15 protein-coding genes and 1 pseudogene are annotated in these 16481 nt (G+C 46.2%); 2 read left to right on the top strand and 14 right to left on the bottom strand.

Going from position 1 to position 16481, the window contains the following annotated elements:
• Positions 1-7: 7 nt before the first annotated feature.
• The 3 genes from NSQ57_RS10780 to NSQ57_RS10770 all read right to left on the bottom strand — a co-directional run bounded on the left by NSQ57_RS10780 (position 8) and on the right by NSQ57_RS10770 (position 2247).
• Positions 8-823, bottom strand: a complete 816-nt coding sequence (locus NSQ57_RS10780) for an ABC transporter permease (protein WP_029519108.1) — start codon at positions 821-823, stop codon at positions 8-10.
• The gene (locus tag NSQ57_RS10775) at positions 820-1839 is read right to left on the bottom strand and encodes an ATP-binding cassette domain-containing protein (RefSeq protein ID WP_165147309.1); all 1020 of its coding nucleotides are present in this window, start codon (positions 1837-1839) and stop codon (positions 820-822) included. Before NSQ57_RS10775 ends, NSQ57_RS10780 begins: the two co-directional genes overlap by 4 nt.
• A 78-nt stretch (positions 1840-1917) precedes the next feature.
• On the bottom strand, positions 1918-2247 hold the full coding sequence (locus tag NSQ57_RS10770) for an antibiotic biosynthesis monooxygenase (protein WP_013310063.1): 330 nt from the start codon (positions 2245-2247) through the stop codon (positions 1918-1920).
• A gap of 87 nt (positions 2248-2334) precedes the next feature.
• Between NSQ57_RS10770 and NSQ57_RS10765 the strand changes: the two genes are divergently transcribed.
• Positions 2335-3240, top strand: a complete 906-nt coding sequence (locus tag NSQ57_RS10765; RefSeq protein ID WP_340955303.1) for a LysR substrate-binding domain-containing protein — start codon at positions 2335-2337, stop codon at positions 3238-3240.
• Between the two features lie 5 nt (positions 3241-3245).
• On the opposite strand, the gene NSQ57_RS10760 is transcribed toward NSQ57_RS10765, so the two are convergent.
• Positions 3246-4433, bottom strand: a complete 1188-nt coding sequence (locus NSQ57_RS10760; RefSeq protein ID WP_342426001.1) for a GTP-binding protein — start codon at positions 4431-4433, stop codon at positions 3246-3248.
• 269 nt (positions 4434-4702) lie between these two features.
• Between NSQ57_RS10760 and NSQ57_RS10755 the strand changes: the two are divergent.
• A pseudogene (locus NSQ57_RS10755) lies at positions 4703-4902 on the top strand (multidrug resistance efflux transporter family protein); the annotation flags it as partial.
• A gap of 66 nt (positions 4903-4968) precedes the next feature.
• Here the strand turns inward: NSQ57_RS10755 and NSQ57_RS10750 are convergent.
• The 10 genes from NSQ57_RS10750 to NSQ57_RS10705 form a co-directional block, all read right to left on the bottom strand.
• Complete coding sequence (locus tag NSQ57_RS10750) at positions 4969-5256, bottom strand: hypothetical protein (RefSeq protein WP_342426000.1); 288 nt, start codon at positions 5254-5256, stop codon at positions 4969-4971.
• Positions 5257-5322: 66 nt separating this feature from the next.
• Positions 5323-5691, bottom strand: a complete 369-nt coding sequence (gene mnhG / locus NSQ57_RS10745; protein WP_342425999.1) for a monovalent cation/H(+) antiporter subunit G — start codon at positions 5689-5691, stop codon at positions 5323-5325.
• Positions 5675-5968, bottom strand: a complete 294-nt coding sequence (locus tag NSQ57_RS10740; protein ID WP_340887085.1) for a Na(+)/H(+) antiporter subunit F1 — start codon at positions 5966-5968, stop codon at positions 5675-5677. The genes mnhG and NSQ57_RS10740 overlap by 17 nt, the downstream gene beginning before the upstream one ends.
• A complete protein-coding gene (locus NSQ57_RS10735) occupies positions 5968-6444 on the bottom strand; it encodes a Na+/H+ antiporter subunit E (protein ID WP_340955301.1) in 477 nt (158 codons plus the stop codon). Before NSQ57_RS10735 ends, NSQ57_RS10740 begins: the two co-directional genes overlap by 1 nt.
• Before the next feature lie 6 nt (positions 6445-6450).
• A complete protein-coding gene (locus NSQ57_RS10730) occupies positions 6451-7926 on the bottom strand; it encodes a Na+/H+ antiporter subunit D (RefSeq protein ID WP_342425998.1) in 1476 nt (491 codons plus the stop codon).
• Positions 7923-8258, bottom strand: a complete 336-nt coding sequence (locus tag NSQ57_RS10725; protein ID WP_134902158.1) for a Na(+)/H(+) antiporter subunit C — start codon at positions 8256-8258, stop codon at positions 7923-7925. Before NSQ57_RS10725 ends, NSQ57_RS10730 begins: the two co-directional genes overlap by 4 nt.
• Before the next feature lies 1 nt (position 8259).
• On the bottom strand, positions 8260-11118 hold the full coding sequence (locus NSQ57_RS10720; protein WP_342425997.1) for a Na+/H+ antiporter subunit A: 2859 nt from the start codon (positions 11116-11118) through the stop codon (positions 8260-8262).
• Positions 11119-11165: 47 nt separating this feature from the next.
• Positions 11166-11807 carry a universal stress protein gene (locus tag NSQ57_RS10715; protein ID WP_342425996.1) on the bottom strand — a complete coding sequence of 214 codons (642 nt, stop codon included), beginning with the start codon at positions 11805-11807 and terminating at the stop codon, positions 11166-11168.
• Positions 11808-12403: 596 nt separating this feature from the next.
• Positions 12404-13378, bottom strand: coding sequence for an aldo/keto reductase (locus NSQ57_RS10710; RefSeq protein WP_029519103.1), 975 nt, complete (start codon positions 13376-13378; stop codon positions 12404-12406).
• A gap of 403 nt (positions 13379-13781) precedes the next feature.
• Complete coding sequence (locus tag NSQ57_RS10705) at positions 13782-16457, bottom strand: YhgE/Pip domain-containing protein (protein WP_342425995.1); 2676 nt, start codon at positions 16455-16457, stop codon at positions 13782-13784.
• Positions 16458-16481: the final 24 nt, after the last annotated feature.

Here is a 16481-nt window from a genome sequence, read left to right as displayed (position 1 = left end):
TGCCATCTTATGCTTTACGCATATATGCACGCACCGTAAGCGGCGCGAAGATCGCCACAATGACTGTAGCGCCAAGCAGGGAGATCGCCAGTTCCCCGCCAATCGTTCCCGTATTTGCAAGCTCCCTGACTGCGTTCACAAGATGTGAAATCGGGTTAACGTTCACAAACCACTGTAGCCAACCAGGCATTGTGTCCACAGGCACAAATGCGTTGGAAACAAAAGTGAGCGGAAACAGAACAATCATGGAGATGCCCTGTACACTGGAAGCAGTGCGGGCAATCACGCCAAAGAAGGCGAAAATCCAGCTGACTGCCCAGGAACACACGATGACCAAAAGCGCGGCGATAGCAACACTCAGCAGCCCTCCCTCTGGCCGATACCCCAAAATATACCCCATGGCGAAGGTAAGTACAGTCGCAATAGTATACCGGATACTGTCAGCCAGCAGAGCTCCAGCCAAAGGCGCAATACGTGCGATTGGGAGTGACTTGAACCTGTCGAACACTCCTTTGTCCATATCCTCACGTAGTTGGACGCCGGTAACGACGGAGGTCGAGATCACAGTCTGCACGAGGATGCCTGGAATAATAACCGGCAAATAATGCTGCACGTCTCCTGAGATGGCGCCACCAAAGATATAGGTAAACATAAGTGTGAAAATGATCGGCTGGAGCGTGACATCAAACAATTGCTCGGGAGTATGCCGGATCTTCAGAATGCCCCGGTAGGCCATCGTCATGGAATTGAAGAACGCCTGTCTGAAACTCACAGACTTCTTCAAAGTGCGATCAAAACCTGTCATAACCGTAGTGCTCTTCATGCTCTCGCCCCCTCCCCAGCATGCGCTCCTTGGGACGTCTGCTGCTCGTTTACTTGTGCCCCATGACCAGTGATGGACAAAAACACCTCGTCAAGCGTCGGCTTTTGCACACTCATTTCTGCTAGACGAATCTCTCCAGTACGGAGGGCAATCAGCAGGTCCGTTACCCGATCTGCATTGGCCATCGGAGAAATAATCTTTCCAACTTCCACTGACACGCTGGACTTGACTGAAAGCACCTGTTCAACGATCTGAACAGCTCTCTCAATGTCCTGTTGATTTTGCACTTTGAGTTGCAGAGTCGACGCCCCCACTGCCGCTTTCAGTTCATCCACCGTACCCTCAGCGACTACCCGGCCATGATCGATCACCGCGATTCGGTCAGCAAGTTGATCCGCCTCGTCGAGGTACTGGGTAGTGAGCAGTACGGTGGAACCGGTCTTGACCAGACGCCGGATCGTGTCCCACATCTTGACACGCGTGCGCGGGTCTAGTCCGGTAGTCGGCTCATCCAGGAAGATCAGCGGCGGCTTAGCGATGAGACTGGCGGCCAAGTCCAGTCGGCGGCGCATGCCTCCCGAAAAATTTTTTAACGGTCGCTTGGCTGCTTCGGCCAAGCCAAATTCCTCCAACAGCTCCGCTGCCTTATGACGCGCCTCGGCACGTCCCAGTCCAAGCAGTCTAGAGAAGATGATCAAGTTCTCAGTAGCGCTAAGCGACTCATCGACCGATGCGTATTGGCCTGTTACCCCGATCAATTGACGCACAACCTGCGGCTCCTTTACTACATCGTGCCCGAAGATACGCGCTGATCCACCATCAGGTCGCAATAACGTTGACAGCATTCGGATGGTAGTCGTCTTACCTGCTCCATTAGGGCCGAGCACACCGTAGATCGTGCCAGCATGGACATTCAAATCGACACCGTCAACCGCATGCTTATCACCAAAAGTTTTAACGAGTCCCCTTGCTTCAATGGCCAAGGTCTCTTTTTTGTCTGTATAATCCACATTCATATCCTCCCTATACGGTTTCTATAGCGAGGATAACCCACGTTTATGAACTGAATATGAATAGAAAGATATTGAACCTATTTACACTGTAAAAAAATAATCTCGTTCTACCTTGCTCACTCTTAAACCAAATGTTTTATACCACTCGGATTTCCCTTTTTCCTGCGCTACCTTGTGCAGCTCGTTATGTTTCCAATTTTTTATAGCGTCTAGAGACTCCCAATAGGAAACTGTGATGCCTACTCCATTGTGATCACGAACACTTTCCACACCTAGAAAACCAGGCTGCTCGGCAGCCAGTTCCACCATTTTGTCTCCCATCACTCCGTATCCGCCATCTCCTTCCGTACGTTCAGAAGTAAAGATAGCCGCATAATAGGGTGGCCGAGGAGTTTTAGCAATTGAGTTCATATGTTCCTCCTAAAACAAAAATATATAACCTTTCTTTCATTTGATTATAATCATAAATATTAAATAAAAAAAATGAATATATCTGATATGATACATGAATATATTTCATTAAAAATAGGAGTGAACACGAATTTGTTTAAATATAAGATTTTTCTTTGCGTAGTTGAAATGGGAAGTTTCACAAAGGCCGGGGAAGTTTTAAATCTTACACAATCGGCAATCAGCCATGCGATCTCTGGATTGGAACATGAATTAGGGTTGACTCTTCTGATCCGAGGTCGTTCAGGCATCAGATTGACCAATAACGGAGAAAGATTGATGAAGCAATTTAGAGAGATCGTACAAATGGACGAAAAGCTCTACCAAGAGGTAGCTCTAATTAAAGGATTGGAAATCGGAACCGTAAAGATCGGCACATTTTCAAGCGTCTCTATTCATTGGCTGCCCCGTATTCTAAAAAAATTCAATGAGCAGTTTCCTCTTATTGAAATAAAACTGCTCGATGGGAACTACCATGAAATTGAGAGCTGGATAATCAGTGGGGAGGCTGATTTCGGCTTTGTGAACCTCCCCACGCTAGATACATTAGAGGCGTTGCCCTTAAAAGAAGAAAGCATGCTTTGTCTACTTCCTTCCGATCATATTTTGGGAAAGCAAGCCTCCATTCGAGTAGAACAGCTCAGAGATGAGCCTTTTATTATGCCTGTTGCAGGCTGTGACACCGATGTAAGGAATATTTTTTCACAGCATAATATGTCACCTAAAATCAAATATGAATTAGAAGATGACCATGCGATTATGGCTATGGTGCAGAATGGACTAGGCGTGAGTATTCTTCCTGAAATGATCCTGTCTCACATTCCTTACGACATCTCTATTCGTCCATTGGATGAGAGGCATTCCCGTACTATCGGTATCGCTACCGCTTCCTTAAAAAATGTTTCTCCAGCAGCTAAAAAATGTATGGACTTTATTAATGAATGGATCAACTAGCTTCATCATGTCGGCCAAGGAAGCGGATTTTCAAAACTGGACCAGTCCATATCCATTTCATTATCGTTCAGCAGACATTCATCTAGCTCTTCTTCCAAGTCCGGTCGATTCATTCCGATACCGATCATGACGATTTCGTTCATGCGATCGCCCCATTGTTCATCCCATTGGTCCAGAGCCTCAGGGTCAGCTGCAACGATCTCCTGCCGTTCTTCTTCGGATAATGCAGCAAGCCAGCTTCCCGCAGGGCCAAATTGAATAGAGGGTCCTGCCTGACTAATACTCGCTGCCCAATCCTGCGGGGTTGCAATCCAGGCCAAACCTTTGGCGCGAACGATCTCCTCCGGCCAATAGTTCATAAATTCAGCCAATCTTGCAGGATGAAATGGTCTTCTACGACGATATACAAAGGAATTTATCCCATATTCGTCCGTTTCCGGTGTATGGCTTTCAAGCTCCAGCTCCCGAATCCATCCAGCGGATTGACTAGCCTTGTCAAAATTGAACAGCCCTGTATTCAAAATGTCCGAAGGAGCGACCTTTCCCTTGGAAGTACGAATGATTCGGGCTTCAGGCTGTAATCTCCGCAGCACACCCTCCAGCTTATCCAGCTCAGCAGACTGAACCAGATCGCACTTATTCAGAATCAATACATCACAGGTTTCAATCTGGTCTATGAGCAAGTCCGAGATATCACGCGTGTCGTCTTCACCAGTAGCCTGCCTGCGATCCAGTAACGTTTCTCCTGATTCAAAATCATGCCAGAAACGGTTCGCATCGACTACGGTCACCATGCAATCCAGTTTTGCCAGCGATGCCAAATCAATGCCAGTTCCTTCATCGGCGTACGTAAAGGTTTGAGCGATTGGCACAGGTTCACTGATGCCTGTAGATTCGATTAAAATATAATCAAACTCGCCTTGTTCCGTCAGCTTCTTGACCTCCAGCAATAAATCTTCACGCAATGTGCAGCAAATACAACCATTAGACAACTCGACCAGTTTTTCTTCTGTTCTGGACAAGCCCCCCTCTTTTTTAACCAGCTCGGCATCTAGATTCACTTCACTCATGTCATTGACGATGACTGCCACTTTCATCCCGTCCCGATTGTTTAATACATGATTCAAAATCGTTGTTTTTCCTGCGCCCAAATATCCGCTCAACACTGTTACCGGTATTACTTTCTTATTCATCGCTGGTACGCTCCCTTGAATATTGGCTTTTCATTTTCACTTTTTTAAATCGTAATAATTACTATTAAAATCAACTTTCAGTAATATACAGCATCCCTTTTGCCTTGTCAACTGTGAAGTAACTCTTGAAATGAATAATCTAAGGTTGCTTCGTTGCGATATCTGTTTATGGTTCCTATTCTAGTAGTCATTGTGATGACCCAACAAAAGCTTAAGCCTCTTTGGAAAGTCATGAAGAAACAACCAGGAACGTGGTTGAGTGGAGCTTTGCTACAGATCAGGTTCGTGGAAATATGCAAAAGCTGGGACCGTAGAAGCAACACAATCTCTGGAAGTTCTTTATGCATTAATGGGAGAATTATTTTTTTGATATCCCCATGCCGTCTCCTTTATCATGGATGGGTATGTTCATCGTCATCCTCGGCATGATTCTGCGCGTTATGTAACACATGCTAAAAGCTTTATGTAACTTCAGGCATTAGAAAAAGACCGCAAAAAAGATGCGGTCTTTTTAAATTTCTTGAATCGAACGATCTTACTTTTCTACAATTTTTTTGAATTCGATTATAAAGTCTTTAGGATCTGATTCTACAGTATAAGGAAATACACCTTGTTTCGTATGCAAATAAAGAACACCATGACCCTGCCCGATACTTTTAAACGATATATCATATACCTCATTGAGAGAAAACTCCCGGTACGCTGATACAATTTTAGTTGTATACAAGTGTAAAACTCGACGATGAATGACTGTTTCCTGTTTTAACGGAGTTACGATCCGTTCCGCTTTGTAATACAGCTGGACTGAAATAATATTGTGCACATGATCCCTCCACATTTATTATCAATCCAGACGGACATGACGCAAATCCTGCACTATGGGTTGCTTTCATTTTGGTTGTTTTAAAGATGTATTTTGTTCCAATACCGACGCCAGATCATCCTGAACACTGTTTTCCCATAAAGGGACTCCCGAACGGTAGGCAGCTCTTCCATTTAGATGTCCGGCTACGGGAGAAGTGATAAAGACAAATACAATGGCAAGCAGTAATTTGATACTGACCACGTCTACATAAAACAAAAAATAAAGAAAGGCTCCTGTTAATACGCAAAGCACGCCAAGCGTTGCACTTTTGGTTGCGGCGTGAGAACGTAAATAAACATCTGGCAGCCGCATCAATCCAAACGCGCTCAATCCACAGAACAGAGCACCGAGTAAAACAAGGATCGCAATAAGCAACTCACCGATCAAGTTCATCACCCCCAGTATCTATGACGGCGTCTCTTTCTATATATCTCGCCAATGCCGTTGTTCCTATGAACGTCAGTATTCCTATAACAAGAACAATCTCAATAAAATCCTGTGTCCTCAGCTGCATGCAGATCACAGCAATCATAGCTAGCAGATTTATACCTATCGTGTCCAGCGCTGCTACCCTATCCGGACGTGTCGGTCCTTTAATCAAACGGTACAAGCAACCTAATATGGCTAAGGAGAGAATAGCCAGTGATGCAGTCAAAAGTGCCGAAACTATCACTGTGTCACCTCCATGATCGCTTTTTCAAATGTCCCTCTAATTTGCTCAGAAAGCAGTGTCGCGTCCTGTATGTCCATGGCATGAATATACAGCATTTGACCTTCTCCAGATACTTCTAGAGTGAGCGTTCCTGGTGTCAGACAAATGAGGCACGATAAAATAGTGATCTCCCAATCTGACTTTAGGGCGGTCTCATAGGCAAAAATGCCTGGGCGGATCGCCAGCTTCGGGCGGAGAATATGATGGATAACCGCAAAGCTGGAAACGATCAGTTCCCGCATAAACAGAAGTAGCAGCTTTAGGATGGCCCATATACGCTTCAGGTAGAAAGGTTCTGGACGGAATTTACGCAAAACAAGCAATATGGCTATCCCTAGCAGAATGCCCATGGTGAACCGCGACCCTGACCAGTCGTTGTTAAGTAGCATCCAGAGCAACGCAATCATCAGATTTAATAATATTTGAAAGACCATCTTCATCTACTCCTTTATTACAGCTTCGATGTATAGCGCGGGATGAGCCAGCACATCCCCGGCTTGTGCAACATAGGAATAGACCCAATCCGCCCCGATGCCCATCAATATAACCAGGACGAGCAAACCGGCCGCCACAGCATTCACACTTTTTAGCCCTATCCTCGGCAAGTCGCCTTCGGGTTCATTCCCCCAAAATGCAAGCCTGAATACTTTGATCAGCGAATACAGCACAAGGAAACTCGAGCCTAGCCCAATCAAGGATAATGTCAGCATTCCGGCATCCAGTCCGCCCCGAGTGATCAACACTTTACCGGCAAACCCGCTGAGCGGTGGAATACCTACAAGTGCAAGGGCCAGTGTAAAGAACATCCAGCCGATTAAGGGATAGCATTTGATGAGGCCCCCCATATCTTTTAATTGGTCCGTTCCCGCTGCAGTGATAATGATGCCCCCAAGAATAAACATTAATCCTTTCGCCAGCATATCGTGCAGCAAATAGAAAACCGCCCCATTCAATGCATCTGGTGTCGCTGCAGCCAGACCGAAGGCCACAAAACCTACACTGATAATGACGTTGTAATTAAAAATACGGGGAATATCATTATAAGCTACCGCTCCCAGTCCTCCCAGAATCATCGTAGCCGCCGCCATCCAGGCGATCCACGTATGCGTGAGTCCGGGATCATTCACAAAAATAAGAGTAAAAGTCCGAATGATTGCATACAGTCCCACTTTTGTCAGTAACGCACCGAACAAGGCTCTTATAGCAGACGGCGGCGAACTGTAAGAACCCGGCAGCCAGAAAAAGAGGAATAACCCCGCCTTCAATGCGAACACAATCAGGAACAGAACAGCGATCACATTGAGTACCCCGCCCTGCCCCGCTTCAGCAACCCGCTGAGACAAATGAGCCATATTCAGGGTACCTACAGCCGCATATAGATAAGCAACTGCCGCCACAAAGAGTGTGGAAGACACAATGTTAATAAGCAAATATTTGGACGTTTCCCGAAGCTGGAGCTTCGTTCCCCCCAGTGAAATCAAGGCATAGGAGGAAATCAGCATAACCTCGAAGAAAACGAACAAATTGAACATATCTCCTGTAAGAAATGATCCATAGACACCTACAAGCAGGAAGTGAAAAAAGGTATAGTAATAAAAACGCTCCCGTTCTGCCCCTATACTGCGGAAGGAGTAGAGGAGAATACCCAAGCTTACCACTGAAGCGGTCAGCACAAGCAGAGCCGCAAACATGTCCCCCACGAACACAATGCCATACGGCGGCACCCATCCCCCCATTTGCAAAGTTTGTATACCCCCGCTATGAATGCGGTAAATCAGCACAAGAGCAATTATAATATTCAAAATGGCGCTAACTGTACTAATGAGCCGCTGAAGCAGAATCTTCTCCTTCAGAAAAATCAATATAACGGCGGTACACAAGGGAATTAAAATCGGTAGTGCCAAGAGATTGGTCATTGTTCTTCCCCCTTAACACTGTCGATTTCATCGGTGCCCAACGTCTGGTATGAGCGGTAAGCAAGCACGAAGAAAAAGGCAGTGACTCCAAAACTGATAACGATAGAGGTCAGAATTAACGCCTGCGGTAAAGGGTCCACATAAGTTTCCGCTTTACCTCCTAATACTGGAGCAGCTCCCGTCTTTAGTCCGGCCATCGTCAGTAGCAGCAGATGGACGCCATGTGTTAGCAAGGAAGTACCCAAAACAATACGCAGAAGACTCTTAGATAGAATCAGGTACACTCCAATTGTAAATAAAATACCGACTGCTACAGCCATAATCAGTTCCATTTCACTCATCCCCCCCTATGTTAAAAATAATACTCATGGTCACACCTACTACAGCCAGGTATACCCCCAGATCAAAGAGGACTGCTGTAGCCAGCTCGGTATCACCCATAATAGGCAGATCGAAATGGCCAAAGGCATGGCTGAGAAAAGGGGCCCCGAAAACAAACGAGCCAGTCGCAGTCAGAATTGCAATGAGCAGCCCCACCGCCGTGATCATGCGGTAATTCACCGGAAGGACTTTACGAACCGTGTCCATTCCGAAGGAGATCGCCATCAAAATAAGCGCAGCTGAAGTCATCAGCGCTCCGATGAAGCCACCTCCCGGATTATTGTGTCCGGCAAAGAACAAATACATTGAGAAGGTGAGAATCACGATTATGATAACCTTGGACAGGGTTCGCAGGATTACATCATTACTCCGGAGCGGAAAGGCAATTCCCCCCCCCTTCTTATTTTTGTTGGCGGGTGAAATACCAGGCTCCATTTTCAAGTTAATCAAGGCATAAATGCCGAGGGATGCAATAGCGAGAACCATAATTTCGAATAAAGTATCGAATCCCCGGAAGTCAACGAGAATGACATTGACTACGTTTTTCCCTCCGGCCAAGGAATAGCTTTCTTTAAGGAAAAACTCCGAAATGGGAGCGAATGGACTACTGCCCATGGCTGCCAGCGCAATGAGGGTCATCGTAATTCCTACACCTACAGCGATAATCAAATTCGGCAATCTAAAGCTCAGACGCTCCTTCTCCTTCTTTAACTTTGGAAGATACTTAAAGCACAGAAGGAACAGAATGACGGATACTGTCTCCACGATCATTTGTGTTAACGCAAGATCCGGTGCGCGGAAGATAACAAACAGCAGGGTCACCATGTACCCGACTGCACCGGTGAACAAAATCGCGTTGACCCGCGACTTGGCAAAGGGTACGGCAAACGCTGCTAGAAGCATTACAACAACAATGACAGCCTCATAAAAGGCCAACGGAGCATAGTGGCCCATACCCAGCGATATCCCTTGCGTCCCAAGCATCACACTTCCCAAGGCAATGACGAAAAAGCCAAATATATAAAGCAAATAGTGTCTGTTTGATCCCGTCATATAGAGATTTGTGAAGCGGTTCGATCCACGCTCCAGCACTTGAAGAGATCCATCATACAAGAGATTAAGAAAATTGCTACCGTTCCATTCCCGATCCAGAATCCGCAGTCGGGTGTATCTTCTATAGAGAAGTGTCCCGGCAGCGATAACACCCAGTGTCATGAATATCTCAGGTGTCCAACCATGCCAGAAATGTATGGAGACACCGAAGGTTTCCACTGGCGACAATAGCTCGTTATAGATCGAGCCCATAGCCGGCTCAATCAGAGAATAAGACAAGAGATCAGGAAATAAGCCGAATACCACAGCGAGTGAAACCAGCAGGACTGGGGAAATCAACAGACCCAGCGGTGCTTCATGCGGTATTTTATCGAGCTTCTCCGGCTGGATATTACCAGTAAAAGTATTAAAGACCAGAATCATACTGTAAACAAAAGTGAATACACTGGCAATCCATGCAATCACCGGAATTAGAATCATCCACGACTGTGTATTCAGAACATCCAACTCCCGAATATTCAACACAGCGGTAAAGAACATTTCTTTACTCAGAAAACCGCTGAATGGTGGTAACCCTGCCATGGAGAAAGCCCCCATCAACGCCACAGAAAAGGTGACTGGCATTAAGGACATTAAACCGCCGAGCTTGCGCAGATCCCGAGTGTTCACCTCGTGGTCGACAATACCAACCACCATAAATAGAGAGCCTTTAAAGACGGCATGGTTGATCAGATGAAAGATGGCCGCCGCAGTAGCCGTCGTATAGAATAACGACTCCTCTGTACCAGAAAAAAAGGCAGAAGCCGATCCCAGCCCGAGCAAACACATAATCAGACCGAGCTGACTAATGGTGGAATAGGCAAGCAGAGCTTTAAGATCTGTTTGTTTAATCGCTTTAAACGATCCATAAAAAAGCGTAACCAGACCGGAAAGTGAGACCAACCAGAACCATTCGGACTGACCAGCGAATACGGGGCTAAGACGCGCCACAAGGTATAACCCCGCCTTAACCATTGTAGCTGAATGCAGATAAGCACTGACAGGTGTCGGTGCCTCCATGGCATCGGGCAGCCAGATGTGAAAAGGAAATTGTGCGGACTTAGTGAATGCCCCCAGCAGAATCAGCAGCATCGCCGGAATAAACAACGGGGACTCGGTCAATAAGCCGACTTGGGCTATAATCTCCCGAATGCTGTACGTTCCACTCATTACGTAGAGCAGATTGAACCCCGCGAACATCGCCAGCCCGCCAAAGACAGTGATTAGCATCGACTTCAGCGCTCCATAACGGGATCTTTCCCGTCGGTGCCAAAAGGCGATCAGCAGGAATGAAGTAATACTGGTTAACTCCCAGAATCCATATAGAACCATCAAATTGTCGGACAAAACGACACCAAGCATTGCTCCCATAAACATGAGCAAATAGATGTAGAAATGGCGAATCGCTTCCGTCCGCTTATTAAGATAATAAATGGAATACAAGATCACCAGCGCACCCATCCCCGTAATCAACAGAGCAAACAGCAGGCTGAGTCCATCCAGATGCAACGTAATATCAATCCCAAGCGAAGGCATCCAAGATATAGTTGACATCGTATCATTTCCAGCCTGAATGTTCGATATCCTTGTCAGGAAATACAGGAAAAGAGCTGTGGGTACGGGCAAGACTGTCCAACCTGTATGAAAGCGCGAAATGCCCTTGGTCAACGGGATTAGAACAGCCAGCAGAAATGGAATCAAAATTGCAGCATGCAACACAGTCGAGCACTCCCCCTATATAAACTTATTTTTTTGTATATGAACTTCTAGGAATGCGGCTTTACCCATTCACTTTGTAGAATTCTCAAATACTGGGCTTCGCCATTTCTAACGATTTTGAATAGACCGCTGTTGAAATCAGTATCCAGCTCACGAAAAAATATCCCTTTGATCGTATCTTCTCCACCAGGCTCTTCACTCAGTACATAACTTCCATCCTGCTTCACCAAATAAGCGGAAAATCCCTTCTCATGTGAGTGCTCTAAAAGCTCGGGATAACGCTGTACAGCCACAATATGAAGATCAATAGGACCCAGTTGTTCAATCAAATCGTTGACAAAATTACCACGGGTAATCTCTTGCCATAGCGTTTGACTGGACTGGCCGATGATGATTTGAGTAACCTTTTTTTCCTGGGCTGTCTCCACAATCACCTCAGCTGTCTTTTTCCCATTGCATTTACGAATCAGAAACGCTCCTCCAGCATCTTTAGTCTGCTCTTCCCATCCCGAGAGGTATTGTTCCTTGTTTTGGTTGTATTCATGATCTGTGGTTGCATCCACTGTAAGCACATATAAAGGAGCCCCGAGTAACCGGGACAACTCGCTGCCTCTTTGAATTAACCGCTGTCCGTGCGGACCATAATGGGCACACACCATAATGCTCTCATTGTTCATCTCCGCCATCATTTTCTCTGCCTCCTGTTTCCAATTTACGAAAAAAACACAAAAAGAGCCCGCTGTTGGCAGGCTCCTCCGGGTAAACCAATATACAATTAGCTTTAATTATATAGTTTACCGGGGAGATTGTAAAGGTAAATCCTTTTGCGTATAGCACCTAGTATAAATGGAGAATATTCATACAAAGGAGTGGTTCACATGTTGATGCGCAAAGTGATGATCTGCACCAGTCTCTTTATCCTGTTGCTTGTATGGGGTTGGAGACTTGAATATAATATTCATGAAAAAGCAGTTAAGAGCAACCAAAAGTTATCAGCAAATGAAAGTTACAAATTCCGATCAGCCAATTTTGCTGAACCTGTTCTAATAAGCATTCCCTTTCTCCCCCGGGAGTATGTACGAATAGTACGAAAGATTAGCGAATAGTTGTTAGCTTTTCCGATTAGCTTTAATATGAACCCTTGACTATAACCGTTTTGCCAACCACGATTTAGGATAGGACACTAGTATAAAAACAGCAGATCAAGGAGACTATTCCCGATCTGCTGCTTTTTGCCGATGATTTCTAACAAAGAATGATGCTTTATGACGAGTACAAAGTATTATTACCAAGCGTAGGCTTCTGGCGCAGGTTTTCCCGGACCCGGGAAAATCTCATTCAGCTTGGCAAGCACTTCCTCGCTCAATTTGACCTCAGGTACCCGTAGAGCATCCTCTAACTGTTCTAAGGTCCGTGGTCCGATAATTGGAGCCGTTACAGCCGGATGGGAAAGTACCCAAGCCAGTGCAATCACGTCTTCCTTTTCACCCAGCTCGCGGGACAATGCTGCAAATTGCTCCAGCTTCATACGATTCTGCTCCACCTTTTCCTTGGCGCGTGCGCTGCGGGAACCTGTACCAGCTAACGCATTCCGTCCCAGCAGTCCGCCCGCCAACGGGCTCCATGGGATCACACCCAGCCCCAGCTCCTGAGCTGCCGGTAATACTTCAAGCTCGGCGGAACGTTCGTTCAAGTTGTACAAATGCTGCTCGGATACAAGCCCCAAAAAACGCCGTGCCTTCGCTTCGGCCTGCGCCACCGCAATATGCCAGCCCGCAAAATTACTGGAACCGATATAACCAACTTGTCCCCGATCCACCACGGACTCGAATACGCCCCACAGCTCATCCCATGACACGTTTCGGTCAATGTGATGCATTTGGTATAGCTCTACATGGTCGGTCTGCAGACGTTTCAGAGACGCATCCAAATGGCGGCGAATTTTGTAAGCAGACAAGCCTGATCCTGCATTGGGTCCGTCATGTTCATTTTTCATATCTCCGTATACCTTCGTTGCCAACACGACCTTCTCGCGTCTTCCGCCGCCCTGCTGGAACCAACGTCCGATAATTTCCTCTGTCCAACCTTTACGGTCATGGCCATATACATTAGCCGTATCAAAAAAGTTAATGCCCGCATCCAGTGCGGCATCCATAATTTTAAACGCATCCTTTTCTTCGGTTTCTGGTCCGAAATTCATCGTCCCCAGACATAACCGACTAACCTTTAAGCCTGACTTTCCTAAGTATGAATACTCCATACTACCTCCCGCCTTTGCTTAAGGATTTTAAAATTCCGCAAAATTACATGCCAAAAAAGACCATACTCCGTTTATTCACCAGAACAAACCGCATTGAAACACCCCCAAATGCAATTTAAAGTTTGGAGAGCGCATGCAAAAAGGCCTCCGCACCATGCCGAAGCATAACATGCGGAGGCCACCTCCCCGTACTACCCGCCGAATATTAAAAGAAGGTGACTTTACGGCGGATGCCAGCAGAGCGGAGGATTTGAATCTGGAGAAGCGGCGCGTTCGCCTTTGCCACGGGATTCTTACCTTTTCATGTCTATCTAATCCAAAGAATCCCGTGGCAACAGCGATCGTAAGATCAAATCCTTCGCGGAGCGCGTTTATCCACCGTAACTCACTCTCTATTTAACAATCAAGGAATTAATTTCGTTTCTTTCGCTCGCTCAGCCATTTTTTTCGTATGCTTGCTGAGCGGCTTCTTCAACACCAATCCAAACAGGAAGCAAACACCGATAAATACAAACAGCATCACCACATCCCGTATCACCGTTGAAGCCAACATCCCTCCTACTGTCTCTCGTAACAGACTAACCGCATAGGTAAATGGTACAAATGGATTCAGCGCCTGAAAGAATGGTGTACTCGTCGCAATCGGGAACGTCCCTCCTGAACTGGAGAATTGAAGCACCAGCAGGATGACCGCCAGTCCCTTGCCGATATTGCCGAACACAGAAACTAGTGTATAGGTCATCGCCGTAAACACCAGACTGATCAGCATAGAGGACAGTACAAAGGCTACTTTGGCATCCACATACGCCCCGAGCAGGAACAAGTCACCGAGAGATACGCTCAGCGCCTGAAAAATACCAATTGTGGAGAATGTCATCAGCCGTCCGAAATACACTTGGTAGCTTTTAAATTGTCCTTCCGGGTCATCCACATCTACCCTGAACATTGATACCAGTAGCATCGCACCTACCCAAATCGACAATGTAGTGTAAAAAGGTGACATCGCAGAACCATAGTTAGGGATTGGATATATCCGTTCCTGCTTCAACGATACCGGACTGCCGAGAAACTCACTTTCCTTTTTCACATCCCCCTTGAGCAATGCAATAGCGCGTCCGAGTGCATTTTCGCCCTTAAGCTTGCGAATGGTATCTGCAGCCTGACGTATGGAATCCTCGGCAGCTGGAAGATCGCTCCTTACAAAATTGGCTACTTGGTGCACCGCTTTTTCCGCTTCAGGAAATTTATTTTCAATTAAGTCAGCCATTTTGACAAACTGTTGTTCCGCTTTGGGCAAATCATTACGCACAAAATCTGCCGCCTGATGAATTTTACTTTTAACCGTCGGCAAATCGTTATTTACGAAGTCTGCTGCTTTGTTCACAGCATTCGTAAACTCGCCCATACGTCCCTGAATCGTTGTCGCCGCTTCATGCAGTTTCTGACGGTATTGTGGCAGATCCTGCTGGAGACGTGTTAGCTCTTGCTGGCCGAATTCTGCTGCAGCCTGTGCGTCATTTAATAGCTTTTCAATATTCGGTAGCTGCTCTTGAGCTGTAGTCAGCACATTGGCAGAATTGCGGGCTACGGATTTGATCTGATCTAGCGCCTTTTGAATGGCGGGTGCATACTCCGTATCATAATTGCCCAAAATGTTGTCAATTCCGCTACTGATTTCTCCAGCAAGGCGATCAGTGTCATCCAGCAGATTTTGCGCAGGCTTTTCACCGCGCTGGATGGCATTCCCGATACTAGTTACTGTGCTATTCAGACGGCGGAAACGATCCTCCACCCCGCTCACACGGGAAATAAGTGGATCCAGAGGTTGACTTGGCAAGTATCCGTTCACACGGTTCAGCAATTGAGAAATATGATCCAGCACCCCCACGGCAGTTGTCAGCCTACCGCTGACACGATTCACCGCAGCTTGTGCTGCTTTAGGATCAAAATCCACACCACGAATGATGTCTGTAATCTGAGAAACCTCATTCGCAATTTGTTGTACCAGTTGTAAATCTTCTTTAACTAGTGTACCTATCGAATCAAGCGCACCCTCATTTTGGTCCAGAAATTCAAGTAAACCGGTTGTAAAGTCCTTGCCTGTGTCCGCTATCTGCTGTACTTCTGGCAGTGCCTTCTGGGCAGCATTAATAACTTTAAGAGCCGTTTGCGTATCCTCCAGGGCGGTGGTCAGTGCGCTTTCTACCTTGCTAAAATTTTGATCCAGTTCAACAATTCGATCACCAGCCTTTTGAATATCAGGTAGTCTTTTTTGGATATCTAAAATAACAGCGGCTACCTTGTCCAGCTCAGGCATGTTTTTGTCAATTTTGAGCACCAGGTCACCGGCGTGGTTAATTTCAGGAATTTTCTCCTTCAATGCAATAATCTTTTGTCCCTGCGCCTTAATTTTCGGCAAATTTTGCTCCAGCTCCAAGGCCTGTTTGCCCAACCTATCGATATCCGGTAGTCGATTATTTAGCTCCAACACCCGGTTTTCAATGTTACGAATTGTCGGGAGTTCCTCCTCCAACTTTACTCCAGCTTCCTTCAACTTCGTCAATACCGCCTGGCTAGCAGTTTCAATAAAGTTTTGGCTAATCTGGTTCGTCAGAGAGGTTGCCCCCGAAGATGTAATTTTCGGAGCTACTGCATTAATTTTTTCATTTACGGCGTAATCAATTTCCGGCTTTTGCGGATTTTCCGTCAGCACACTCGTAATTTTCTCTGAAAAGTCTTTCGGGATCAGCAGGCTGGCATAATAATCACCATCCAACACACCTTTCCGTGCTTCCGCTTCATTGACAAAAGTCCAACCCAGCTTCTTGTTATTTTGAAGGTTATGCAAAACCTCATCGCCGATATTAATCTTTTTACCATTCACTTCTGCACCCTGATCTTGGCTGGTTACTGCAATTTTAATCCCAGATGTATTCGCATACGGATCCCACATCGCTTTCAAATTCACCCATGCATAGACGGAAGGCAAAAGAATGATGCCAATGACTAATAAAGTCCCGGTCGATACTTTGAATACATTTCTCCAGTCTGTTAAGTAGATTTGCCATATCTTCCGCAACTTCATCACTCCTTGTATGTACAT

The sequence above is a fragment of the Paenibacillus sp. FSL L8-0502 genome, assembly GCF_038593055.1.
GTDB classification, from domain to species: Bacteria; Bacillota; Bacilli; order Paenibacillales; family Paenibacillaceae; genus Paenibacillus; species Paenibacillus polymyxa_D.
The sequence above is the reverse complement of the archived record's forward strand: the minus strand, read 5'-3'. Positions and strand labels throughout refer to the sequence as shown.